The sequence below is a fragment of the Parasedimentitalea nitratireducens genome, assembly GCF_057444295.1.
The window spans coordinates 1,044,294-1,065,285 of record NZ_JBYAXC010000001.1 but is presented as its reverse complement, the minus strand read 5'-3'; the positions used below and the strand labels follow the sequence as shown (position 1 = coordinate 1,065,285).

The 20,992-nt window shown below is 56.1% G+C and carries 24 protein-coding genes; 12 read left to right on the top strand and 12 right to left on the bottom strand.

Annotated features, from left to right (window positions below; genetic code table 11):
- The first annotated feature begins 146 nt into the window (after positions 1 to 146).
- Complete coding sequence (gene pnp, locus AC2T28_RS05380) at positions 147 to 2,282, top strand: polyribonucleotide nucleotidyltransferase (RefSeq protein WP_486747912.1); 2,136 nt, start codon at positions 147 to 149, stop codon at positions 2,280 to 2,282.
- 116 nt (positions 2,283 to 2,398) lie between these two features.
- Here pnp and AC2T28_RS05375 read toward each other — a convergent pair whose 3' ends face one another.
- Positions 2,399 to 3,037 carry an HAD family hydrolase gene (locus tag AC2T28_RS05375; RefSeq protein WP_486747911.1) on the bottom strand — a complete coding sequence of 213 codons (639 nt, stop codon included), beginning with the start codon at positions 3,035 to 3,037 and terminating at the stop codon, positions 2,399 to 2,401.
- A 116-nt stretch (positions 3,038 to 3,153) separates the two neighbouring features.
- Entirely contained in the window at positions 3,154 to 3,702 is a 549-nt protein-coding gene (locus AC2T28_RS05370; RefSeq protein WP_486747910.1) for an SH3 domain-containing protein, read from the bottom strand.
- Positions 3,703 to 3,934: 232 nt separating this feature from the next.
- Here AC2T28_RS05370 and AC2T28_RS05365 point away from each other — a divergent pair, with 232 nt between their 5' ends.
- From AC2T28_RS05365 to AC2T28_RS05355, 3 genes are all read left to right on the top strand, one after another.
- Positions 3,935 to 4,201 (top strand): PepSY domain-containing protein, encoded by a 267-nt coding sequence (locus AC2T28_RS05365; protein ID WP_486747909.1) that lies wholly within the window; start codon positions 3,935 to 3,937, stop codon positions 4,199 to 4,201.
- 22 nt (positions 4,202 to 4,223) lie between these two features.
- Positions 4,224 to 4,727, top strand: a complete 504-nt coding sequence (locus AC2T28_RS05360; RefSeq protein ID WP_486747908.1) for a helix-turn-helix transcriptional regulator — start codon at positions 4,224 to 4,226, stop codon at positions 4,725 to 4,727.
- Between the two features lie 95 nt (positions 4,728 to 4,822).
- Positions 4,823 to 5,536: a glycosyltransferase family 25 protein gene (locus AC2T28_RS05355; RefSeq protein WP_486747907.1), complete on the top strand. Its 714-nt coding sequence runs from the start codon at positions 4,823 to 4,825 to the stop codon at positions 5,534 to 5,536.
- Between the two features lie 42 nt (positions 5,537 to 5,578).
- On the opposite strand, the gene AC2T28_RS05350 is transcribed toward AC2T28_RS05355, so the two are convergent.
- Entirely contained in the window at positions 5,579 to 6,235 is a 657-nt protein-coding gene (locus tag AC2T28_RS05350) for an FkbM family methyltransferase (protein WP_486747906.1), read from the bottom strand.
- A 151-nt stretch (positions 6,236 to 6,386) separates the two neighbouring features.
- On the bottom strand, positions 6,387 to 6,725 hold the full coding sequence (locus tag AC2T28_RS05345; RefSeq protein WP_486747905.1) for a winged helix-turn-helix transcriptional regulator: 339 nt from the start codon (positions 6,723 to 6,725) through the stop codon (positions 6,387 to 6,389).
- 74 nt (positions 6,726 to 6,799) lie between these two features.
- Here AC2T28_RS05345 and AC2T28_RS05340 point away from each other — a divergent pair, with 74 nt between their 5' ends.
- Entirely contained in the window at positions 6,800 to 7,723 is a 924-nt protein-coding gene (locus AC2T28_RS05340) for a DMT family transporter (RefSeq protein ID WP_486747904.1), read from the top strand.
- A 36-nt stretch (positions 7,724 to 7,759) separates the two neighbouring features.
- Here AC2T28_RS05340 and AC2T28_RS05335 read toward each other — a convergent pair whose 3' ends face one another.
- Positions 7,760 to 8,410, bottom strand: coding sequence for a peroxiredoxin (locus tag AC2T28_RS05335; RefSeq protein ID WP_486747903.1), 651 nt, complete (start codon positions 8,408 to 8,410; stop codon positions 7,760 to 7,762).
- A 277-nt stretch (positions 8,411 to 8,687) separates the two neighbouring features.
- Here AC2T28_RS05335 and AC2T28_RS05330 point away from each other — a divergent pair, with 277 nt between their 5' ends.
- Positions 8,688 to 10,127, top strand: coding sequence for an aldehyde dehydrogenase family protein (locus AC2T28_RS05330; protein ID WP_486747902.1), 1,440 nt, complete (start codon positions 8,688 to 8,690; stop codon positions 10,125 to 10,127).
- Between the two features lie 72 nt (positions 10,128 to 10,199).
- Here the strand turns inward: AC2T28_RS05330 and AC2T28_RS05325 are convergent, their stop codons facing one another.
- Both AC2T28_RS05325 and AC2T28_RS05320 read right to left on the bottom strand, forming a co-directional pair.
- Positions 10,200 to 10,955 carry an SDR family oxidoreductase gene (locus AC2T28_RS05325; protein ID WP_486747901.1) on the bottom strand — a complete coding sequence of 252 codons (756 nt, stop codon included), beginning with the start codon at positions 10,953 to 10,955 and terminating at the stop codon, positions 10,200 to 10,202.
- Positions 10,956 to 11,079: 124 nt separating this feature from the next.
- On the bottom strand, positions 11,080 to 11,520 hold the full coding sequence (locus AC2T28_RS05320) for a glyoxalase superfamily protein (protein ID WP_486747900.1): 441 nt from the start codon (positions 11,518 to 11,520) through the stop codon (positions 11,080 to 11,082).
- A gap of 258 nt (positions 11,521 to 11,778) precedes the next feature.
- On the opposite strand from AC2T28_RS05320, the gene AC2T28_RS05315 reads away from it, so the two are divergent.
- Entirely contained in the window at positions 11,779 to 12,267 is a 489-nt protein-coding gene (locus AC2T28_RS05315) for a VOC family protein (RefSeq protein WP_486747899.1), read from the top strand.
- Positions 12,268 to 12,354: 87 nt separating this feature from the next.
- Positions 12,355 to 13,212, top strand: coding sequence for an alpha-1,2-fucosyltransferase (locus AC2T28_RS05310; RefSeq protein WP_486747898.1), 858 nt, complete (start codon positions 12,355 to 12,357; stop codon positions 13,210 to 13,212).
- Positions 13,213 to 13,262: 50 nt separating this feature from the next.
- Here the strand turns inward: AC2T28_RS05310 and AC2T28_RS05305 are convergent, their stop codons facing one another.
- On the bottom strand, positions 13,263 to 13,916 hold the full coding sequence (locus tag AC2T28_RS05305) for an RluA family pseudouridine synthase (RefSeq protein WP_486747897.1): 654 nt from the start codon (positions 13,914 to 13,916) through the stop codon (positions 13,263 to 13,265).
- A 105-nt stretch (positions 13,917 to 14,021) separates the two neighbouring features.
- On the opposite strand from AC2T28_RS05305, the gene AC2T28_RS05300 reads away from it, so the two are divergent.
- Both AC2T28_RS05300 and AC2T28_RS05295 read left to right on the top strand, forming a co-directional pair.
- A complete protein-coding gene (locus tag AC2T28_RS05300) occupies positions 14,022 to 14,432 on the top strand; it encodes a nuclear transport factor 2 family protein (RefSeq protein ID WP_486747896.1) in 411 nt (136 codons plus the stop codon).
- A complete protein-coding gene (locus tag AC2T28_RS05295; protein ID WP_486747895.1) occupies positions 14,429 to 15,136 on the top strand; it encodes an SGNH/GDSL hydrolase family protein in 708 nt (235 codons plus the stop codon). The genes AC2T28_RS05300 and AC2T28_RS05295 overlap by 4 nt, the downstream gene beginning before the upstream one ends.
- Here the strand turns inward: AC2T28_RS05295 and AC2T28_RS05290 are convergent.
- Positions 15,133 to 15,501 (bottom strand): winged helix-turn-helix transcriptional regulator, encoded by a 369-nt coding sequence (locus tag AC2T28_RS05290; RefSeq protein WP_486747894.1) that lies wholly within the window; start codon positions 15,499 to 15,501, stop codon positions 15,133 to 15,135. The two genes, AC2T28_RS05295 and AC2T28_RS05290, sit on opposite strands and share 4 nt — an antisense overlap.
- 117 nt (positions 15,502 to 15,618) lie before the next feature.
- Between AC2T28_RS05290 and AC2T28_RS05285 the strand changes: the two genes are divergently transcribed.
- Positions 15,619 to 16,227 (top strand): NAD(P)H-dependent oxidoreductase, encoded by a 609-nt coding sequence (locus AC2T28_RS05285; protein WP_486747893.1) that lies wholly within the window; start codon positions 15,619 to 15,621, stop codon positions 16,225 to 16,227.
- On the top strand, positions 16,224 to 16,943 hold the full coding sequence (locus tag AC2T28_RS05280; RefSeq protein WP_486747892.1) for a glutathione S-transferase family protein: 720 nt from the start codon (positions 16,224 to 16,226) through the stop codon (positions 16,941 to 16,943). The genes AC2T28_RS05285 and AC2T28_RS05280 overlap by 4 nt, the downstream gene beginning before the upstream one ends.
- A gap of 31 nt (positions 16,944 to 16,974) precedes the next feature.
- Here the strand turns inward: AC2T28_RS05280 and rarD are convergent, their stop codons facing one another.
- The 3 genes from rarD to AC2T28_RS05265 all read right to left on the bottom strand — a co-directional run bounded on the left by rarD (position 16,975) and on the right by AC2T28_RS05265 (position 20,973).
- Positions 16,975 to 17,877, bottom strand: coding sequence for an EamA family transporter RarD (gene rarD, locus AC2T28_RS05275; RefSeq protein ID WP_486747891.1), 903 nt, complete (start codon positions 17,875 to 17,877; stop codon positions 16,975 to 16,977).
- A 71-nt stretch (positions 17,878 to 17,948) separates the two neighbouring features.
- Positions 17,949 to 18,377, bottom strand: a complete 429-nt coding sequence (locus tag AC2T28_RS05270; protein ID WP_486747890.1) for a DUF3995 domain-containing protein — start codon at positions 18,375 to 18,377, stop codon at positions 17,949 to 17,951.
- A gap of 145 nt (positions 18,378 to 18,522) precedes the next feature.
- A complete protein-coding gene (locus AC2T28_RS05265; protein ID WP_486747889.1) occupies positions 18,523 to 20,973 on the bottom strand; it encodes a GcvT family protein in 2,451 nt (816 codons plus the stop codon).
- Positions 20,974 to 20,992: the final 19 nt, after the last annotated feature.

The following is a 20,992-nucleotide window of genomic DNA, read 5'->3' as shown; positions in this document are numbered from 1 at the left end:
TTGCCCAAAAACCCTATAACGCGAGGAAATCTGGAATGGGGCACCCGAGACCCGAGCCCCAGATACGAAGGATAGGGTCGCGAGCAAGGGCTCGCATTTTTCCGGCCAAAGGGGATACGCCCCAGCGGCCTACGTAGGAAACGTTGATGTTTAACGTAACAAAGAAATCGATCCAGTGGGGCGAAGAGACGCTGACACTGGAAACCGGCAAAGTTGCCCGTCAGGCAGACGGCTCGGTTATCGCCACTCTGGGCGAAACCTCGGTCATGGCCAACGTAACTTTTGCCCGCAAGCAAAAACCCGGCCAGGACTTCTTTCCCCTGACCGTGCACTACCAAGAAAAATACTATGCCGCCGGTAAAGTACCGGGTGGCTTCTTCAAGCGTGAGGCTCGCCCCACCGAGAAAGAAACACTGACTGCACGTCTGATCGACCGTCCGATCCGTCCGCTGTTCGTTCCTGGCTTCAAAAACGAAGTTCTGGTGATGTGCACCGTGCTGTCCCACGATCTGGTCAACGACCCAGACATGGTTGCAATGATCGCTGCTTCGGCTGCTCTGACCATCTCCGGTGCTCCGTTCATGGGCCCAATCGCCAGCTGCCGCGTCGGCTTTGAAGATGGTGACTATGTTCTGAACCCAACTGTTGACGACATGCAGGACCTGCGCCTGAACCCAGAACAGCGTTTGGACCTGGTTGTTGCCGGTACCAAAGACGCAGTGATGATGGTGGAATCGGAAGCATACGAACTGACCGAAGCAGAAATGCTGGGTGCGGTGAACTTTGCTCACGAGCAGATCCAGCCGGTTATCGACCTGATCATTGATCTGGCCGAAGATTGCGCCAAAGAGCCGTTCGACTTTGCGGCACCTGACTACTCGGACCTGTTCGAAGCCGTTAAGGCCGCTGGCGACGCTGACATGCGCGCTGCATTTGCGATCAGCGACAAGCAAGAGCGCACTTCCGCTGTTGCCGCTGCACGTGACACCATCAAAGCTGCCCTGACCGAAGAGCAACTTGACGACGCGAACCTTGGTTCCGCTCTGAAAAAGCTCGAAGCTGGCATCCTGCGCGGTGACGTTGTTAAAACTGGTGTTCGTATCGACGGTCGTAAGACTGACGAGATCCGCCCAATCGTTTCGGAAACTGGCCTGCTGCCACGGACCCACGGTTCGGCACTGTTCACCCGTGGCGAAACTCAGGGTCTGGTTGTCACCACTCTGGGTACCGGAGACGACGAGCAGTTCATCGACGCCCTGCACGGCAACTTCAAATCGAACTTCCTGCTGCACTATAACTTCCCTCCCTACTCGGTTGGTGAAGTTGGTCGCGTTGGTGGTCCGGGCCGTCGTGAAATCGGTCACGGTAAACTGGCATGGCGCGCGCTTCAGGCTGTTCTGCCTGCTTCGACTGATTTCCCATACACCATTCGTTTGGTGTCGGAGATCACCGAATCAAACGGTTCGTCCTCGATGGCTTCTGTCTGCGGCGGCTCGCTGTCGATGATGGACGCTGGTGTACCTCTGAAAGCCCCAGTTGCTGGCGTTGCAATGGGTCTGATCCTGGAAGAAGACGGTTCCTATGCGATCCTGTCCGACATCCTGGGTGACGAAGACCACCTCGGCGACATGGACTTCAAAGTGGCCGGTACCGAAAAAGGTATCACTTCGCTGCAGATGGACATCAAGATTGCAGGCATCACACCTGAAATCATGGAAAAAGCATTGGCTCAGGCCAAAGCTGGCCGTGTCCACATCCTGGGTGAGATGGCAAACGCACTGACCGAAGCTTCTGATTTCTCGGTTCACGCGCCTCGCATCGAAACCATGCAGGTTCCAACCGACAAGATCCGTGAAGTGATCGGTTCGGGTGGTAAAGTGATCCGCGAAATCGTTGAAGTGTCCGGCGCTAAAGTCGACATCAACGACGACGGCATCATCAAGATCGCATCGCCAAACGGCGACTCGATCAAGAAGGCCTACGACATGATCTATTCGATCGTTGCCGAGCCTGAAGAAGGTGCCATCTACACTGGTAAAGTTGTCAAAATCGTCGACTTCGGCGCGTTTGTGAACTTCTTTGGCAAGCGCGATGGTCTGGTGCACGTATCCCAGATCGAAAACCGCCGCCTGAACCACCCTTCGGATGTTCTGAAGGAAGGCCAGGAAGTCAAAGTCAAACTGCTGGGCTTTGACGACCGCGGCAAGGTTCGCCTGTCGATGAAGATCGTTGACCAGGAAACTGGTGAAGAGATCAAGCCAGAAGAGAAAAAGGCTGACTAAGCCTGTTTCCCATTGAATTCAGAAAGGCCCCGCTGGCAACGGCGGGGCCTTTTTTTTTGCGCCATCGTTTCTAAGACCTCGGGACGTGCTGGCAAATGGACCGGTTCCAATAGCGGCTAAACAATTCCCAACAGCGCGCGCATCTCACCAATCTCATGATCTGCGCCCAACTCTCTGATCTGCTCGTAATCATGAAAAATCTGGTTCTGATGCGGCGCAAACCAACAGGTACGGCAACCAATCGCCTGTCCTGCCAGAACATCAACATGCGAATCCCCGATGATCAGAGTTTCGCTGGCACTGGCCCCAAGCCTCTCCAGCGTTTCCTTGAACGGTATAGGAGACGGCTTATGTCCGTATCCATCATCGCCAGCCAAGTTGGACACGAAGCTTCCGCCAAGACTATGCGCATTCAGCCCAGCTTCCAACAGATGCCGCGCGCTTGATGTCACCAGGCTCATCGTCACATCTGTGTCCCTTAGCGCCGCAAGTGTCTCTTGCACGCCGTCGTATAGATCAACCGTGGAAAGTCCCCGCCCAACGTACTGCCGCGTTTCCTTGGCAATCACCGGAAAATCCATATCCGGATACCGCACAGGCACATCCTTGTGGTTATGGAAAAACACACGAACGATTTCACTGGGCTCAAAATCATGCGCGCGACGGCTAAACGAGATCTGGTACCCTTCCAGCCACAGATCCAGCGTCTTTGCCAGCGTTCCGTCCCAGTCAAAGATAATATTGCGAATACTCAAGCCGCACCTCAAACGTTAGAACAAAATAAGAACTCACTCTTCTCAAATCTCGTCAGATTACGCAAGGCGCATGCGGGATGACATCAGCCGATCGCCCATTCAGTCTGCCGATGTATCTAGAATTGCAAGAAGGGCTTCAGAGCCCACCCAGATTTCGAACCGGCCGAAATTGCGCACCACTCCGCTACTGCGGTACCGTCGCCCACAACACATTCATGTACTGTCACCTTGGCCGTTGGCGAAATCGCGGTCACTTTTTCTGAATGCCCTGTCGGAGCAGCGTATAGCATCAACGCCCCATCAACCGGTAATCCTGTCACTTTCGCGGTTCGTAACGTTGGGTTTGTGGCTTCTCCGGTCATATGGACCATTCTGGCATAGCCGCTCAGACAGCCCCAAGTCACCTGACACCACCGATTGTGCAGCCGGGTTTTACATTTGCCTTTTACAATCCCCGTCGCCGTAATCGGCAGCACCCCCGTCACAGCTGAGTTCATGCGTGGCTTGGCATGCAGCGTCGGTCCCTCTAGCAAGCGATCAACCGGCACTGCCAGATCACCAATTCGGGCCGTACAAGAATTTGAGGCCTCTTGCGGAATTGGCGGCACCGAAGTTGTTTTTGGCTTTTGTTGCGCGCTGGCAGGCAAGGCAACCGCCACACCCATCGCGAATCCTAAAACAGCATTTCTTTTCAACTTGTTCACCGCTTCGTTAAACGCTTTGCTAGCCAAGCTTACACGCTCTCAACAGTCGTCAAAGCTGGAAAGGGCAATTTCCCCTTTAAAAATCAGCCATAAACCTGAGTCCAATAGCGCCCTGAACCAACCCAAAGCCAATCGTTATCCCGCCCAGCATCCCCAAATCATCATCACCGAAACGCATATTTGGAGATGCAAAATGGAAAACTTGAAAGCACTAACCCTCGCCGCTCTGATCGCTGGTACACCTGTTCTGGCTATGGCTGACTTCGCGGTGGGTGATATGATTGGCGTCACCGAAGAAGAGATCCGCTCTGTTGTCGAAGCGCAGGGCTATGTGATCGAGGAAATTGAGATCGAAGACGACGAGATCGAGGTTGAAGTCCTAATCGATGGCGTAGAAACTGAACTGGTCCTTGATATGACCACCGGCCAGGTGACAGAAATCGAGGTCGAAGACGACTGATCACCAACCCACAGGGAGCCACATGCAGAAATCCGCCTTATTCTGGCTTTGGCTCCTTCTGGTGGTGCAGGCACTCTGCGCCACCTTCTTTGTGTTCGATGCCGTTGGCGATTGGATGGGCCGCCCCGAACCCGTCAACGCAACCAGTTACCACATATTCGAATTACTGCTGTCTCTGGCCCTTGTTGGCGGTCTCACCGCCACTGTGCTGCAAATCCGCACCCTGTCGCGCCGCCAGCAAGAAATGCGCCGCCAGCTTGATGTTGCCTCGGGCGCTTTTTCCCAACTTATCGAGCAGCAATTCACGGAATGGCAGCTCAGCAGCGCCGAAAGGGATGTCGCCCTCTTGGCCATCAAAGGTCTGCCCGTCGCCGAAATTGCCACCCTGCGCCAAACCAAAGAAGGCACGGTCAAAGCCCAATGCGCTGCTGTCTACCGCAAGGCAGGGGTCACAGGTCGGCTACAGTTGCTGAGCTATTTCATCGAAGAACTTCTTGCCGAACCTCTGGTTCAAAGCCAGCCATGACCGCACCAGATGCATTACAGCGCTGTCTTTACGGCTAAAGCTACGCTACATCACACTGCAAACGCGACAGCAACTGAACCGGGTTCCCATTCGGCATGAAGATAAAGCCCCTCGTAATTCATCTGGCCAGGGCCACTCAGCGGCGTGCTCAAGTCGAGCAGGTGTTGGCGCAACTGGGCCCCGATGCTGAAATTGTCGACGCCGTTGATGGTGCCGCTTTGCCCGAGGCCCAGCTTGCAGCGGCTTATCAAACCAATCGTATCCAACCGCGCTACCCGTTTTCTTTGCGCCCGGGCGAGATTGGGTGTTTTCTAAGCCACCGCAGGGCATGGTCTTTACTATTAGCGAGTGACGCCGATGTCGCGCTAATCCTGGAAGATGATGTTGAGTTGAACAGGGATTTCGACACGGCCTTCGAACTCGCGCTGCGTCACATCGACAGGTTGGGTTATATCCAGCTGCAAAACCGCGATTGTGAGGGCAGTGTTATCGATAGCCACGATGGTTATACGCTAATCCAGCCTCAGGTCACGCCACTGCGGACATCCGGCCAGCTGGTCTGTCGCGCTGCCGCGAAACACCTGCTAGATGCCTCATCCCCATTTGATCGACCCGTCGACACCTTTCTTCAGATGCACTGGCACACTGGGTTTCACCTTGGTGTCATCGCCCCCGCCTGCCTGACAGATCGCACCGCCGAAACCGGTGGCAGCACGATTGGGGCCAAGAAGCCGTTACTAGAGAAACTCGGACGCGAATGGAAACGAGCCCGGTACCGCGCCATGGTCAAGACCTACTCCAAGCCCTGACCGCAGCTTTGACGCAGGCAACAACACCTTTGTTGGCCGTATCTATTTTAGGCGCCATTCTTCCCAGACAAATGGATAGTCCCACGCGCAGGTATGGGTGTCAGAGAGTTTCTCGCGGATCGCGTCACGCGCGGCAACCATTGAAGGATCGAACAGGTGGAACTGCACCTGCAAGCGGTTGATTTTTCCAATCAATCCCGCATCAATCAGCCCAGGCAACAGATCATACTCGCCAGCTTCGATATTGAGCTTCGCCAAATCGACAACCGCCAAACCTTCGGTTTCAAAGAACTCAGCAACCGGGCGAATTTCTGCGTGATACCCGTCGCCCTCTGAACCAAAACTGGACGACGCATCTCCTGCATCGCTAAGCGTCAGTTTGCCAGACTGGCTGCCAATAGCAAATTCATGAACATGCGCATTTGGTGTGTCACGGAACTTGGCGCGCAGGCTTTCTGCAAAAAGCGGGTGCGGCTCGAACACATGGATGATTGCGTTGGGACGGCTGGCCAGAATGACGTCACTCCACCCGCCTTCAAATCCACCGACATCCAAAACAACGGGTTGGTCGGGTAGGTTGTCATAAACATACAGATGCGAGTGGAGCGGATTGTCAGCTTTCCAGGCTTTCATGCCCTTGTGGGCCGGAGCTTTCCAAGGATGCCGTTTGAGATCGAGCCAGCGCTTAAGCGACGCCATGATATTCTCCTTACCCGATGTTTTTTCAGAGACTGAAGCCACATTCGCAAAATGGTTGCATTCCGAGTTACCCGATGGCCATTCGAGATGCACCTGCTTTTTAGCTTAAACAGCAACTGGGTAAGCGCCATCAGAAACTGGTGCCCAGCGCCTACATCTTCGGGACCCACTCAACAGCCCAATCTCCCAAAGGTTCCAGCCGCTCAAACAGCTCTCGCCCATTGATGGTCAGAACATAACCATCTGTTGCCTTATCCACGAGACCAACTGCCCGCAGTTCCTTTAGGCGCGTGTTGAGCACACTTGGCGAAGCAGAGTCACATCGCGCCTGCAGATCGCGAAACGTTCTTGGCCCGTCAGCCAGATTCCACAAAATGCCCATCGCCCAACGGCGGCTTAATAGATCAAAAAGCACCATAATCGGCTGGCCACTCTTTGAGCCACGCACCGCTTCCCCGGACCTAGCGACCCGACGACTGGTCTCAGACATGAAATTTTCCTTGCTTCTAAAAACGTAGCAAACTATCGCTACGAATAACGTAGCATTCAAGCTTGGATTCGAAAATGCCAAAAGCGACCTGGACCGATGCCATTCTCTGGCTTGCACTTGCCGCAATGTGGAGCACCTCATATGCCGTCATCAAAATCGGCGTCGCGACCACCGACCCCGCGGTCCTGGTCTTTGGTCGCCTGCTGATCGGCAGCCTCATAATCTATGTGGTGCTAAAATTGCGCAGGCTATCCCTGTCACGCAAAGCAACCGACTGGATATCATACACAGCAACAGGTCTGCTAGGCAGCGCGCTGCCATTCCTTCTGATCACCTATGGCGAACAATCCGTAGATAGCGCGCTTGCATCCATCCTTATGGGAATAGCCCCAGTTGCAACCATCCTGCTGGCCTCGGTCACCATCCCCAGTGAACGGCTAACGCCGCGCACCGCTATCGGAGCATTGGGTGGTTTTTGGGGTGTTGCCCTTCTCGTCGGCCCAACTGCCCTGTCAGGACTGGGCGCGCAGCTAGGGGGACAAGCCGCGATTATTGCAGCGACGCTCTGTTACGCCGCATCAACAGTCTATGTCCGTCGGTTCGTGACACGCCCACCGCTTGAAATGGCAGCGGGCTCTATGATTGTGGGTACACTATTCGTTGGAGCAATTGTTCTGACGACACAGGCTGATTTTGGCAGCCTTGCGTTCACCGGTTCTTCACTCGGGGCAATCCTCTACCTCGGCCTCCTCTCAACCGCCTGCGCCAACCTGATCTACTTTCATCTCGTCCCACGTCTTGGCGCAACACGGATGTCTCAGATCAACTTTGCGGTTCCCGTTGGTGGGGCCTTCATCGGAGTTGTAATATTGGGCGAGGCGATGACTGCTCAGAGAATTCTGGCTCTGCTGATCATCATTGGCTCGGTCTATCTCGGAACCACCAGAGCAAGCCGACAAGCCAAGCCACCTCGCCAAACATTACGAACGGCGAACTGATATGCGAAGGGGGCAAGTTGCCCCCTTCGTTATCTCTTACTGCGGCGCTTTGGTTTTGCGCAGATAGGGGAAGATGGTCTCAAACTCACCAAACTTGGCCTTGGCATCTTCGTTGGAAACGGCCGGTGGAATGATCACGTCCTCTCCCGGTGTCCAGTTCGCTGGTGTGGCCACACCCTTGGATGACATCTGCAAACCATCCAGCGCCCGCAGGATCTCGGCAAAATTCCGGCCAACCGTCATTGGATAGGTCATCGACAGCTTCAATTGCTTGTCGGGGCCAATAATGAACACCGACCGCACTGTTGCACTATCAGCAGGGGTGCGCCCATCCGGCATATAGGCTTCAGCAGGCAGCATATCAAAAGCCTTGGACACAGCCAGACCGTCATCCGCAATGATCGGGAAGCCCGCTGCTGCATCACCGTATTTTTCAATGTCCAATTTCCACTTTTTGTGGTCTTCGACACCATCAACCGAAACACCCATCACTTTGGTATTACGGGCAGCCCAATCATCTGCCAACTGCGCCACGGCTGAAAACTCGGTCGTGCAGACCGGAGTGAAATCTTTGGGGTGGGAAAACAGAATTGCCCAGCTATCGCCAATCCAGTCATGGAACGTCACTGTTCCCTGATCTGTCTCGGCAGTGAAATTCGGAACCACATCGTTAATGCGCAGGCCCATGGTGATCTCCTCTTATGTAAAAAATGCGTGTTGTATGCACACCCAAGTAATCCTTGTTCCGCAACGTTACACCCCCTTGGTAGGGACGCCAGCAGAAATCCACGCATCAAGCATTCGTTACAAATAAAGGGGCTAAGACGGTTTCCGACTCTCAAGCTCAATAATTTGATCAAATTATTGATCGTGGCCCCTTGCCGAGTCAGAACCACAGTGACAATGTGGCGACAATTCCCCGACCGCCCGGTCGGGAACACAGTCTGCTTTGGGAGAACCGGACATGATCGAGAAACGCGATTTTTACATCAACGGCCAGTGGGTCGCCCCGTCGCAAGCCAATGACTTTGACGTCATCGACCCATCAACCGAGCAACCCTGTGCCGTGATTTCACTGGGGGCCGAGGCTGATACAAACGCCGCTGTTGCCGCTGCCAAGGCCGCCCTGCCCGGTTGGATCGCCACCCCACCGGCGGAACGTATCGCCATGGTCGAAAAACTGGTCGAGATTTACAAAACCCGTACAGAAGACTTGGCCCAAGCTATGTCCACCGAAATGGGTGCCCCCATCGACATGGCCCGCACCCAACAGGCAGGTGCCGGTATTTGGCACCTACAAAACTTCCTGCGCGCGGCTAAGAAGTTTGAGTTTGAAAAACCGCTGGGCGATCATGCCCCAGAAGACCGTATCATCCACGAGGCCGTGGGCGTTGCTGCCCTGATCACCCCATGGAACTGGCCGATGAACCAGATCACCCTCAAGGTTGGCGCCGCAGCGGTTGCTGGTTGCACCATGGTTCTGAAGCCGTCCGAGCAAAGCCCGCTGAACGCGATGATCTTTGCCGAGATGATGGACGAAGCAGGCTTCCCGGCTGGCGTTTTCAACCTGGTCAATGGCGACGGTGTGGGTGTTGGATCAACCCTGTCAGCGCATCCCGATGTTGATATGGTCTCGTTCACTGGCTCCACCCGCGCCGGCACCGCGATCTCCAAATCCGCAGCTGACACTCTGAAAAAGGTCCATCTTGAGCTGGGCGGAAAGGGCGCCAACGTGATCTTTGACGACGCGGACGAAAAGGCCGTCAAACGTGGCGTTCTGCATATGATGAACAACACCGGCCAAAGCTGTAACGCCCCCAGCCGGATGCTGGTGCAGCGTGGTGTTTATGATCAAGCGGTTGCTACCGCAGCCGAGGTTGCTAACAAGATCAGCGTTGGCCCGGCTTCTGAAGAAGGCCGCCACATTGGCCCGGTCGTCAACGAGCTTCAGTGGACTAAAATCCAGGGCCTGATCCAGGCCGGAATCGACGAAGGCGCTAAACTGGTTGCCGGTGGTACGGGTCGTCCCGAAGACCTGGACAAGGGCTTCTATGTCAAACCCACTGTCTTTGTCGATGTGAACAACCAGATGGTTGTCGCCCGCGAAGAGATTTTTGGCCCAGTTCTGGCGATGATCCCCTTTGACACCGAAGAGGAAGCCATAGCAATCGCCAACGACACCCCCTATGGACTAACCAACTACGTCCAGACCCAAGATATGGCCCGTGCCAACCGAATGGCGCGACAGCTGCGTTCCGGTATGGTTGAAATGAACGGCAAGTCCCGCTCTGCCGGGTCGCCTTTTGGCGGCATGAAGCAGTCCGGCAACGGCCGCGAAGGCGGCAGTTGGGGGATCGAGGACTTCCTGGAGGTTAAAGCCGTCGGCGGCTGGGCTGCCGAATAGGAACAACTCAGCGAAACAAAAACATTGCCCGGCTTCTTGCCGGGCAATGTCGTTCTTAGGGTGCGCGAAAGTTCAAACCAAACGCACCGATACACCACCATCTGCCGTCACCGGGCTGCCCGTGACAAAACCAGCCCGGTCAGACAATAGAAACAAAGCCACTTGGGCGATCTCTGATGGCTGCGCCATCCGTTTCAGCGGGTGCAGGTTTGAAATGAATTCATGGGTATCAGGATCTTCTCCCGCCATGGCGGTCAGGGTACCCCCGGGGAGCAATGTGTTCACCCGCACCCCTTCGGCCCCGTGATCCGAAGCCAGCGATTGCGCCAACCCAATCAAACCTGCCTTGGACGCAGCATAAGCCGCCATCCCCGGCATTCCACCATTCGAATATCCAACAAAAGACGAGGTGAATAAGATCGAACCACCGCCGCGGTTCACCATCTCTGGGATCTGTGCTTTGGCGGCGTAAAAAGCGCTGGTCAGGTTTGTTTCGATTACCGCGTTCCAGTTCTGGTCTGCCATGTCACAAACCGGCTCCATGTCACCCATCATGCCAGCGTTGTTAAAAGCACCGTCCAGACCTCCATAACTTTCAACCGCCAGATCCACCAGCGCCTGAGCATAGATGCTATCGGTGACATCTCCGGCCAAGGCCATGGCTGAGCCGTTACTCTGGGTGATCTGGCCACAGATTTTCTCTAGCTCAGCAGAGCGGCGAGCGCCCAGCACCAGATTGGCACCTTCTGATGCAAACAACAGTGCCGCAGCAGCACCAATCCCGCTGCTGGCGCCAGTGATGATGATGGTTTTGTCTTTGAGTTCCATAATATGTTCTCCATGTTTTTGACACAGAGGCACATCAACATTGCGCAGGATGCGCAGCGACCCGTTTCCTGCGCTCTTGGCCCAAGGGCAAAACAAAGCGCAAGAAACGGATCAGCCACTGTTATTAGGGCATCGCCGTTTCAACGATCAACTGCGGCACCCCGTCCGAGGTTTTATTGGTCGATCGACCATCCCATCCGATGGTCCCACTGACCCGCTGGCGCAGGGCCGAGAAGCTGTCGAACTTCACCACATCCACTGGATCGTCGAAATGCAGGGTGACACGGCGTTGTTCACCATCCCCTAGCAGGGTCAAACTACGCAGCGTGGCCGTGAACCGTTGTCCCAGGTAACGTCCCTGGACACGATCACCAACCCGCAGGTGCAGCTTGTTGCCAGCCATCGCAGTCAGCGTATTCCAGTCACGCATGCCGTGCTGTTGGGCCAGCAGTTCAAGCGACTTGCTGTGACCGATGTCATGACCACTGGATCGCAATTTCTCGCGCAAACGTTTTGCCTGCGCCTTGAGCTCCACCACCGGAGCCAGATTCGGAGTATTCATCATCTTTGCCTCGTCTTATCAAACGGGCGCGCAATTAGTGACGGGGCTCGCATTACCATCCGGCGCACCATGAGATTGGGCGTAAGATGTAGATCAAGCAGGTTTCACCATAGCCAAATGGCTGCGAGCGGCAGGGACCTGAACCTGAGGGCTAAATAAGAACAGCAATGCCGCAGGTCAAGAGGGCTGAAAAATCATGCTTGACCTAAACCAGGGTTGAGCTTGCAGACTGGGCGAAAGTTCATATTTTTGGAGCACTTAATGGACAACCAAGATAACACACATCCAATTGGTCAGCATATCAACGGGCTGTATGAAACACATATTCCCGTTCGCGACCTTGATCGTTCCGTCGCTTTTTACCGCGAATCTCTTGGCCTTCGACTGGCGAGGATAATCCCCGAACGCAACGTGGCCTTTTTCTGGGTCGGTGGCCCCAGCCAAGCCATGCTTGGGTTATGGGGCAGCGGTTCCGCGCCCGTGGGAATGCACCTGCATTTTGCCTTTCGCTCAGATCTAGAAGGTGTTCGGCAGCTACCCGACAAGCTGAAACAGGCAGGCGTGCAACCGCTTGGCTTTGGCGGTGAACCCGTAAGCGAACCGGTGGTGATTGGCTGGATGCCTGCGATTTCTATCTATTTGAAGGACCCCGACGGTCATTCGTTGGAATTCCTTTCCCTGCTTGATGACACGCCGGACGCCGAATTTGGTGTAGGCCCATATTCACAGTGGATTGCACAGCACGCATAAACAGAAATACGAAAACCGGCCTGCTGCTAGCCTTGCAGGATTGAACGTCCTAGTAAGGGCTGAACGATTTCGCCAAAGGACCGCACCGTGATCACTGCCCGCCTGCATGGCCGACTGGGAAACCAGATGTTTCAATATGCCGCCGCCGCCGGCCTCGCGGCACGCCACGGTGTTCCCGTAGCCCTGGATACCCGGTTGGTTGAACAACGCGGTGAAGGTGTGCCCACTCGGGTCTTTGATCTGGATCTGACCGCCCCGTCGGCGCTGCCCCCTCTCAAGAAAGAAAGCCCGGTACGTTACGCGTTATGGCGCAGCACAGGTCTGGCTCCGAAATTTCGTCGCGAAAAGAGCTTGGGATATAATACCGAGATCGAGACTTGGGGAGATGGCAGTTATCTGCATGGATACTGGCAGTCAGAGCGCTATTTCTCGCACATTGAGGACCAAGTCTGCGCGGCCTTTACCTTCCCAGATTACACAAACACCCAGAATGCCGAGATGGCTGACCGGATCGCCAGCGGCACCGCGATCTCCCTGCATGTGCGTCGCGGGGACTACCTGACCTTTGCGGCTCATGTGCTTTGTGATCAGGCTTATTACGACACCGCGCTGGCGCGGGTGCTGGAGGGGCTGGACGGGACCCCAACGGTCTATGTCTTTTCCGATGATCCGCAATGGGCCAAGGACAACTTGCCCCTGCCCGTCGAAAAAGTTGTGGTGGATTTCAACGGGTCCGAGACCGACTTTGAGGACCTGAGGCTGATGAGCCTGTGTGACCACAACATCATCGGCAACAGCTCGTTTTCTTGGTGGGGGGCTTGGCTGAACCGGAACCCAGACAAGCGCATTGTCGGGCCAGCCAGTTGGTTTGGCGACCCCAAGCTCAGCAATCCGGACATCCTACCTGAAGGCTGGATGAAGATCGCACCTGAACACAGCGATTAACTCAACCTTAAGATGTTTCGCGCGCGAAACATATTATGTGAAATTCGCAGTCAGAAATCGGCCTTGGCCCGGAACTTGATCGACTGGCTGGTTTCGGGGTGTTTTATCCGCAGCTCTTGCGAATGCAACATCATCCGGTCGTGCTCTATTGCGGCGCCGGTGGCATAGAGCGGATCGCCCAATATGGGGTGCCCCAGCGCCATCATATGCACCCGCAACTGATGTGTTCGTCCAGTCTTAGGTGTCAGCCGCACACGGGTTTCATCCGCGCCGTACTTAACCACATTCCAGTCTGTGACTGACGCCTTACCGGTGTCGTGACAAACCATCTGCCGTGGCCGGTTGGGCCAATCCACAATCAACGGCAGATCCACAGTCCCCGAACGCGGCTCGACCCGCCCCACGACGCGGGCGACATAAACCTTACGCGTGGTGCGCTGTTCAAACTGCATCGAAAGATTGCGCTGCGCATGCGGAGTTAGGCCAAACACCATCACCCCGGATGTATCCCGGTCCAGCCGATGCACCAGCAGCGCTTCGGGAAACGCAAGTTGCACCCGTGTCAGCAGGCAATCGGCCAGATGCTCTCCCCTGCCCGGAACCGATAATAACCCGGCAGGCTTGTTCACCGCCACAATCTGTGCGTCGGAATGCAGGAACTCCAGCGGGTCCTGCGGCGGGGTATATTCGCTTGATACGGCCATGGCACAGGCCCTAACGCCTGCTGGCTGCGGGGGCAAGCTCCCGCAACGTCGCGCTTGCTGCCAATGCCCACCCAACGCAGGATTGGCAAAACGGGAGGACACGAAATGCATCCAACAATCAGCAACATGATGGACGTGGTGGCCAAAGGCGACGACTGCCTGATCGCCGGGCTACTGGCAGAAGATGTTCGCTTTTTGCCGCCGACCTATTGGAAAACCTGGACCGGCCGCGAGCCGGTGGCGGCGGTACTGGGTCACGTAGGTCAGGTCTTTAGCGATTTCCGCTATCGTCGGTTAATGGGGGACGGCAACGACTGGGCGCTGGAATTTGAATGCAAGATCGGGGAACTGGATGCGGTTGGAGTTGATCTGATCACCCTGGACGATAACGGTTTGATCCAACAGTTCGAGGTGGCAATGCGCCCCTATAAAAGCGTCGGCGCGCTGCGTGAGGCAATGAATGCGCGGGTGATGACGGATCCCCGGTTCTTGAAATATCGCGACGCACTCAGTTGATTGGCAGCGACCAGATCCTGCGCCTGCCTTTGATGCCCTTGCTACTGGCGCAAGCATTATGGGTGCGGCGGCGGGCAGAGCTATTGCCCGAGCCTCCGGGGCCGCGTTCCGGCACTATCGGGAATGGGCTAACCCTGCGCCTGCTGATCATCGGGGATAGCTCAGGCGCTGGAATAGGGGCCAAGCACCAAGAACAGGCCCTAAGTGGGCAATTGCTGTCGCGGCTGGCCGAGCGGTATCAAGTGACTTGGCGGTTAGAGGCTCGAACCGGCAACACAACGCCAGACTGCATCCGGCGCCTAACAAGCCTGCGGCCCGAGTCCTTTGACTGCGCCGTTATTGCTCTCGGCGTCAACGACGTCACCCGTGCTACATCCAACGCGCGGTTTGTTGCCCAACAGTCAGCCCTGTTCGACCTGTTGAAATCCCGTTTCCAAGTGCGACAAATCCTGTGTACCGGTGTGCCACCACTGCAGAACTTCCCACTGTTGCCCCAACCTCTGGCTTGGACTTTAGGACGCCACGCCGCTCGGCTGGACGCCGGGCTGGCAGAACTGGCAAGGCAAACCACGGGTGTCACCCACCTGCCCTTGATCCTACCACAACATCCTGACATGGCCGCATCGGACGGGTTCCACCCCAGCCCCAAGGCCTATGCGATTTGGGCAGGAAATCTGGCGGCACAAATAACAAGCCGGTTTTAGCTTACCTGCTCAGGCTCCAGTGCCTCGGCCCATTTGCGAAGTTCATCCAGAAACCCCAGCGCGTCCTCTCCCTGCTTGGTCAGGCTGTATTCCACCGAAACCGGAGCCGTATCGACAACCTCGCGCACAACCAAGCCCTTCCCTTCAAGATGGCGCAAACGCTCGGTGATCATCTTCTTGCTGGCTGCAGCCACCATGCGGGACAGGTCGTTGAACCGAACCGGGCCGAACTGCAGGTGCCACAGGATCGACCCCGTCCATTTGCCGCCAAGTATCCGCATCCCGTCTTCGATCGGGCAAGGCTCGCCACAGGCCGCAGTCGCCCGCCTGCGTCCTTGTTCGTCTTCGATAACTCGTGCGTCCATCTCGGATCTCCATCAACCAACCAGGTTACCAAAAGTATACTAGTTGCTTTAGTAAACCCAATATCCCATCTCCTGTGATGTGAAAAGACAAACCTCTAGTTTCTTGGGAAAACCAGCATGTCCAATGTTCTCATCATCAACGGCTATCAGCCTTACGAATTTGCTCCAGGTGGGTTGAACACCGCCTTTGCTGACCGCGCCAAGGCGTTTTTTGAATCTCGGGGCGATCAGGTGCGTGTAACAACTGTGGCCGACGGCTATGACGTTGAGGCCGAAATCGCCAGTCACCAGTGGGCAGATAGCATCATCTTGCAATTCCCGGTCAACTGGATGGCAACCCCGTGGAATCTGAAGAAATACCAAGACGAAGTCTATACCGCTGGCATGGATGGCCGCCTGACATTGGGTGATGGCCGCACCGCCGAGGAGCCCAAAGCCGGCTATGGCATGGGCGGTGCTCTGCAGGGCAAAACCTATATGCTGTCAGTAACGTTCAACGCGCCAAGAGAGTCTTTTGAAGATCCGGCGCAGCCTTTCTTCGCCGGCGCCTCGGTTGATACATTGCTCTACCCCACCCACCAGAACGCCAAGTTCTTTGGGCTAAAGCAGCTGCCGACCTTTGTTTCCTATGACGTGATGAAGAACCCACAGATCGAGGCGGACTTTGCACGCCACAACCGCCACTTGACTGACGTCTTTACCAAGCGTCTGGAGCCCGCAGAATGAGCCAGCCAGATATCCATCTGTACACGGCAGCTACGATGAACGGCTACAAGCCAGTGCTGTTTCTGGAAGAGGCAGGCATTCCTTATGACCTGACTTTCATCGACTTTTCAAAAAAGGAGCAAAAGGTGCCCGCCTATCTGGAGCTAAACCCCAATGGCCGCATCCCAACAATCGTGGACCGGTCAAACGATGATTTTGCCGTTTTCGAAAGCGGCGCAATCCTGTGGTACCTGGCCGAGAAATACGGGATGTTCCTGCCCGAAGACCCCAAGTTGCGGTCCGAGACCTTGCAATGGCTGATGTTCCAGATGGGTGGCGTGGGGCCCATGATGGGGCAGGCAATGTATTTCCAGCGTATCGCCGCGCCCAACGGTCAAGACAACCCCTTTGCCATCAAGCGGTATGTGGATGAAACCCGACGCTTATTTGAAGTGCTGGATACCCGACTACAGGGGCGGGACTATCTGGTTGGTGACCAGATTACGGTAGCGGACTTTGCCACCTACCCCTGGGCTCGCGCCTACCCCTGGGCCAAGGTATCGGTTGATGGGCTAGACCATCTTCAGGCCTGGTTTGACCGGATCGATGCTCGCCCGGCAGTACAACGCGCGTTGAAAATCCCCAAATCCGTACCCGCATTCTGGGGGGACGCAGATGCCGAGACTTTCCTGAAGGAAAACGCCAGTCGGTTTGCGGCTGACGTGCCCCGAGCTTGAACCACGTCAGGCGTCCCGGTGTTCGGGGCGCCTAGGCTGGTTTAGCGCGCATCTGTTTGACCAGTGACATCGAATAGATAACCAACGCAGCCCAGATCATCGGAAAGGCAATCATCCGTGCTCCGTCAAACTCTTCACCAAAGACAAAAACCGCGATGACAAAGATCATCGTTGGCGCGATGTATTGCAGGATACCGATCGTCGACAGTCGCAGCAGCTTGGCCCCGTTTGCATAGGTGATCAGCGGCACAGCAGTCACCAGACCACAGCCCAACAAAAGCGCAGTATCCATACCCGTTCCACCGATATGCCCGGTTCCAGTAGCTGACAGATAGACAACATATCCCAGTGCGACGGGCAGCAGGATCAGAACCTCGAGCATGAAGCCCTGATTGGGTCCCACAGGTAGAGACTTTTTGAAAAAGGCGTAAAAACCCCAACTTAGGGTCAATCCAACCGCCACCAGCGGGAGCTTGCCTGCGGCAACAGTCAGTACCACTACCGCGGCAGCGGCCAATGCGATGGCAACTATCTGCATACGGGTGGGCCGCTCGCCCAACAGGACCGCACCCAAAAAGATGCTGAACAGCGGATTGATGTAATAGCCCAGAGCTGCGTCCAGCGCGTGGCCGGTGGCAATCGACCAGACATAGATGCCCCAGTTGACCGAGATCAGCGCCGCCGTGACACAACCCATGATCAGGGTTCTGGGATTGCGCAGCGCTGCCATCAGATCATCAGTGCGGCGCAGAACCACCAGCAAGATGCCCGCAATCGGCACCGCCCAGATCACCCGGTGCGCCACCACTTCAGCCGCAGGGATATGCGCCACGGCCTTCATGTAGAATGGCAACAACCCCCACATCACATAGGCTGAGATGGCAAAGGCCAACCCGCGCGGGCTGTCAGTATTGTCTGGGTTTGACGAACTCATAACACACTCCTTTGCGCGCAGTTATGGCAGGTCTTCGCGCGAAGGAAACCCCACGAGACCAACCAGAGCCTTTAGCTCAGCGCCACATCCAACAGCAGTGTTGCGATCACAATGCACAGTGGGGCATAGAATTTTTGATCATAGCTGGCAAAGGGCTGCTCGGGCACCATCGCCCGCCAGGCTGGCACATAGGCGGCAAAACCACGTGCTAAAAAGATCAGGATCATGGCAACCAAAATGATTTCATACATGCGCGGCAGCAAAATACCGGGCATCAAATGGGCCGAAACCAAAACCACATACGCAGCCGCCGCCAGAACCATGGCAACTATCAGGCTGGCCAAACGAGATGGCATGCGCTCGATGTCTTTGCTGCCCACTACGGTTTTAGCTAGGGTTTGCTCGTCCACAGCAGGCCAGGTACTCCCCATGACCCAAAGCAGGTGCACGGCAGAGATCAGCAGCAGCAGGACGGCGACAAGGATGGCGCTGAAGGGCATCATAAGGCTGGGTTTCCCGTTTGACTAAACTGCCGCATGGCTGTCACCAAACAGCGGCTTAGGCAACAAGAAACCCAAACTGTCAGAGGGCAGCGGTCGCCCGTAGGTGTTGCCCGGCGTTTCCGCCGGACGAGTTGTTCAGTTATCAGACCTTCACCCGTTCCGATTTTGGATCATACATCGGCCTCAACGAGGCCTCGGCCCGGACACGGGTGCCCATCACGTCGATTTCATAAGTGGAACCCAACACGTCGGCAGCACTCTCACCTTTGCACGGAACGTAACCCAGCCCCATAGCGCCGCCCAAGGTATGACCATAGCTCCCCGAGCTGAGATAGCCGATAATCTCACCATCACGGATCAACGGTTCGTTGTGATACAGCAGCGGCTCGGGGTCGGTTAGCTTGAACTGAACCATGCGATTTTCAGGTCCGGTTTCCTTGCGCTTCAACACCGACTCGCGACCGATGAAATCCGGTTTGTCCGTTTTGACTGCAAAACCGAGCCCAGCATCGATCACGTGATCTTCGCAGGTGATGTCATGTCCAAAGTGGCGGAAGCCCTTTTCAATCCGACAGCTGTCCATCATGTGCATGCCGCACAGCTTCAGATCCATGTCTTGCCCCGCCTCGATCAGTGTTTCAAAGGCATGGCCCGCCATATCGGCACCCACATAAATCTCCCAGCCAAGCTCACCCACATAGGTGACACGGTGGACACGGGCAATTCCCATACCCAGCTCGATATTTTGTGCCGTGCCAAAAGGGTTCACCGCATTTGAGAAATCATTCGGCGAGACCTTTTGCAGCAGTTCTCGCGACCGTGGCCCCATCACTGCCAACACACCCTCGCCCGCCGTCACATCGGTAAGAACCACGCGGTGGTCTCCCTGGTGTCGCCGCATCCAGGTCTGGTCGGCCTGACGGGTAATCGCCGGGGTTACCACCAGATAAGCCGTCTCGGACAACCGGGTCACGGTGACATCGGCCTCAATCCCGCCACGCGGGTTCAGGAACTGGGTATAGACGATTTTGCCCACCGGCACCGACATGTTGGCGCCGCAGACATAGTTTAGAAACGCCTCGGCATCGGGCCCTTCGACCCGGATCTTGCCGAACGAGGACATGTCATACATGCCCACATTTTCGCGCACGGCCCGGTGCTCTGCAGCTGAGTTTTCAAACCAGTTCTGGCGTTTCCAGCTGTACTTGTATTCGCGTTCCTGGCCTTCGTTGGCAAACCAATTGGCCCGTTCCCAGCCGCCAATCTCGCCCATCACCGCGCCCTGCTCTTTCAGGTGGTGATGGAACGGTGTGCGACGCACGCCACGCGCGGTGGCCTTTTGCCGGTACGGGAAGTGATCGGCGTACAGCAACCCCAGGGTCTCTTTGGAGCGTTCAAACAGATAGTGCTTGTTGCCTTGGAATGGATGCATCCGTGAAATATCCACGTCACCCAAATCAAACGGTTTCTGCCCGTCATCCATCCATTGCGCCAGCGCCATACCTGCGCCACCAGCCGACTGGATCCCAATCGAGTTGAACCCGGCCGCGACCCAAACATTATCCATCTCGGGAGCTTGACCCAGATGATAAGCGTCATCCGGCGTAAAGCTCTCGGGCCCGTTAAAAAAGGTGTGGATCCCGGCCTCGGCCAGCATCGGCATCCGCTCACAGGCGGCTTCTAGGATCGGTTCAAAGTGGTCAAAGTCTTCGGGCAGTTGATCAAACTCAAACCGGTCAGAGATGCCCTCCATACCCCAAGGCTTGGCATGGGGTTCGAATGCACCCAGCAAGATCTTGCCAGCGTCCTCCTTGTAATAGGCGCATTCATCCGGCACCCGCAGCACCGGCATCTGGCTTAAGCCTTGAATGCCTTCGGTCACGATATAAAAGTGTTCACAAGCATGTAGCGGCACATTGGTGCCCGCCATCTTGCCAACCTCGTGACCCCACATGCCAGCGCAGTTCACCACCATATCCGCCTCGATATGCCCCTGCTGCTGACCATCATCGCTGACCCAGTCCACACCCGTCACCCGGCGGCCCTGTTTGGCCATACCGGTGACTTTGATCCGTTCTTTGATCAGCGCGCCGTTTTGGCGCGCGCCCTTGGCTAGTGCCAGCGCGATGTTAGCAGGGTCCGCCTGCCCGTCTGTTGGCAACCAGATGCCACCGGTCACGCCGTCGATATTTAGATGCTCGTACCGTTGTTTGACCTCAGATGGCGATAGCTCCTCGGCTGGAACGCCAAAGGCCCGCGCCATGGCGGCGCTGCGGCACAGCTCCTCGTGCCGTTCGTCGGTTAATGCAACCGAGACCGAGCCAACCTGACGCAAGCCAGTGGCCACACCGGTTTCCTCTTCCAACCCCAGATACAACTCAGCCGAATAGCGGGCCAGCTTGGTCATGTTGGAACTGGCGCGCAACTGGCCAATTAGCCCGGCCGCATGCCAAGTGGTGCCCGAGGTCAGTTGTTTGCGCTCCAGCAGCACCACATCCTTCCAGCCCAACTTGGCCAGGTGATAGGCTACCGAACAGCCAATGACACCGCCGCCGACAATGACCGCACGGGCCTTGGTGGGAAGATCGCTCATTTCGTCACTCCAGACACTG

Bases quoted from the DNA above. Each gene is read 5' to 3' on its own strand.
- pnp (WP_486747912.1), top strand. From the start codon at position 147: ATGTTTAACGTAACAAAGAAATCGATCCAGTGGGGCGAAGAGACGCTG.
- AC2T28_RS05370 (WP_486747910.1), bottom strand. From the start codon at position 3,702: ATGGGTGTGGCGGTTGCCTTGCCTGCCAGCGCGCAACAAAAGCCAAAA.
- AC2T28_RS05365 (WP_486747909.1), top strand. From the start codon at position 3,935: ATGGAAAACTTGAAAGCACTAACCCTCGCCGCTCTGATCGCTGGTACA.
- AC2T28_RS05360 (WP_486747908.1), top strand. From the start codon at position 4,224: ATGCAGAAATCCGCCTTATTCTGGCTTTGGCTCCTTCTGGTGGTGCAG.
- AC2T28_RS05355 (WP_486747907.1), top strand. From the start codon at position 4,823: ATGAAGATAAAGCCCCTCGTAATTCATCTGGCCAGGGCCACTCAGCGG.
- AC2T28_RS05350 (WP_486747906.1), bottom strand. From the start codon at position 6,235: ATGGCGTCGCTTAAGCGCTGGCTCGATCTCAAACGGCATCCTTGGAAA.
- AC2T28_RS05345 (WP_486747905.1), bottom strand. From the start codon at position 6,725: ATGTCTGAGACCAGTCGTCGGGTCGCTAGGTCCGGGGAAGCGGTGCGT.
- AC2T28_RS05340 (WP_486747904.1), top strand. From the start codon at position 6,800: ATGCCAAAAGCGACCTGGACCGATGCCATTCTCTGGCTTGCACTTGCC.
- AC2T28_RS05335 (WP_486747903.1), bottom strand. From the start codon at position 8,410: ATGGGCCTGCGCATTAACGATGTGGTTCCGAATTTCACTGCCGAGACA.
- AC2T28_RS05330 (WP_486747902.1), top strand. From the start codon at position 8,688: ATGATCGAGAAACGCGATTTTTACATCAACGGCCAGTGGGTCGCCCCG.
- AC2T28_RS05325 (WP_486747901.1), bottom strand. From the start codon at position 10,955: ATGGAACTCAAAGACAAAACCATCATCATCACTGGCGCCAGCAGCGGG.
- AC2T28_RS05320 (WP_486747900.1), bottom strand. From the start codon at position 11,520: ATGATGAATACTCCGAATCTGGCTCCGGTGGTGGAGCTCAAGGCGCAG.
- AC2T28_RS05315 (WP_486747899.1), top strand. From the start codon at position 11,779: ATGGACAACCAAGATAACACACATCCAATTGGTCAGCATATCAACGGG.
- AC2T28_RS05305 (WP_486747897.1), bottom strand. From the start codon at position 13,916: ATGGCCGTATCAAGCGAATATACCCCGCCGCAGGACCCGCTGGAGTTC.
- AC2T28_RS05300 (WP_486747896.1), top strand. From the start codon at position 14,022: ATGCATCCAACAATCAGCAACATGATGGACGTGGTGGCCAAAGGCGAC.
- AC2T28_RS05290 (WP_486747894.1), bottom strand. From the start codon at position 15,501: ATGGACGCACGAGTTATCGAAGACGAACAAGGACGCAGGCGGGCGACT.
- AC2T28_RS05285 (WP_486747893.1), top strand. From the start codon at position 15,619: ATGTCCAATGTTCTCATCATCAACGGCTATCAGCCTTACGAATTTGCT.
- AC2T28_RS05280 (WP_486747892.1), top strand. From the start codon at position 16,224: ATGAGCCAGCCAGATATCCATCTGTACACGGCAGCTACGATGAACGGC.
- rarD (WP_486747891.1), bottom strand. From the start codon at position 17,877: ATGAGTTCGTCAAACCCAGACAATACTGACAGCCCGCGCGGGTTGGCC.
- AC2T28_RS05270 (WP_486747890.1), bottom strand. From the start codon at position 18,377: ATGCCCTTCAGCGCCATCCTTGTCGCCGTCCTGCTGCTGCTGATCTCT.
- AC2T28_RS05265 (WP_486747889.1), bottom strand. From the start codon at position 20,973: ATGAGCGATCTTCCCACCAAGGCCCGTGCGGTCATTGTCGGCGGCGGT.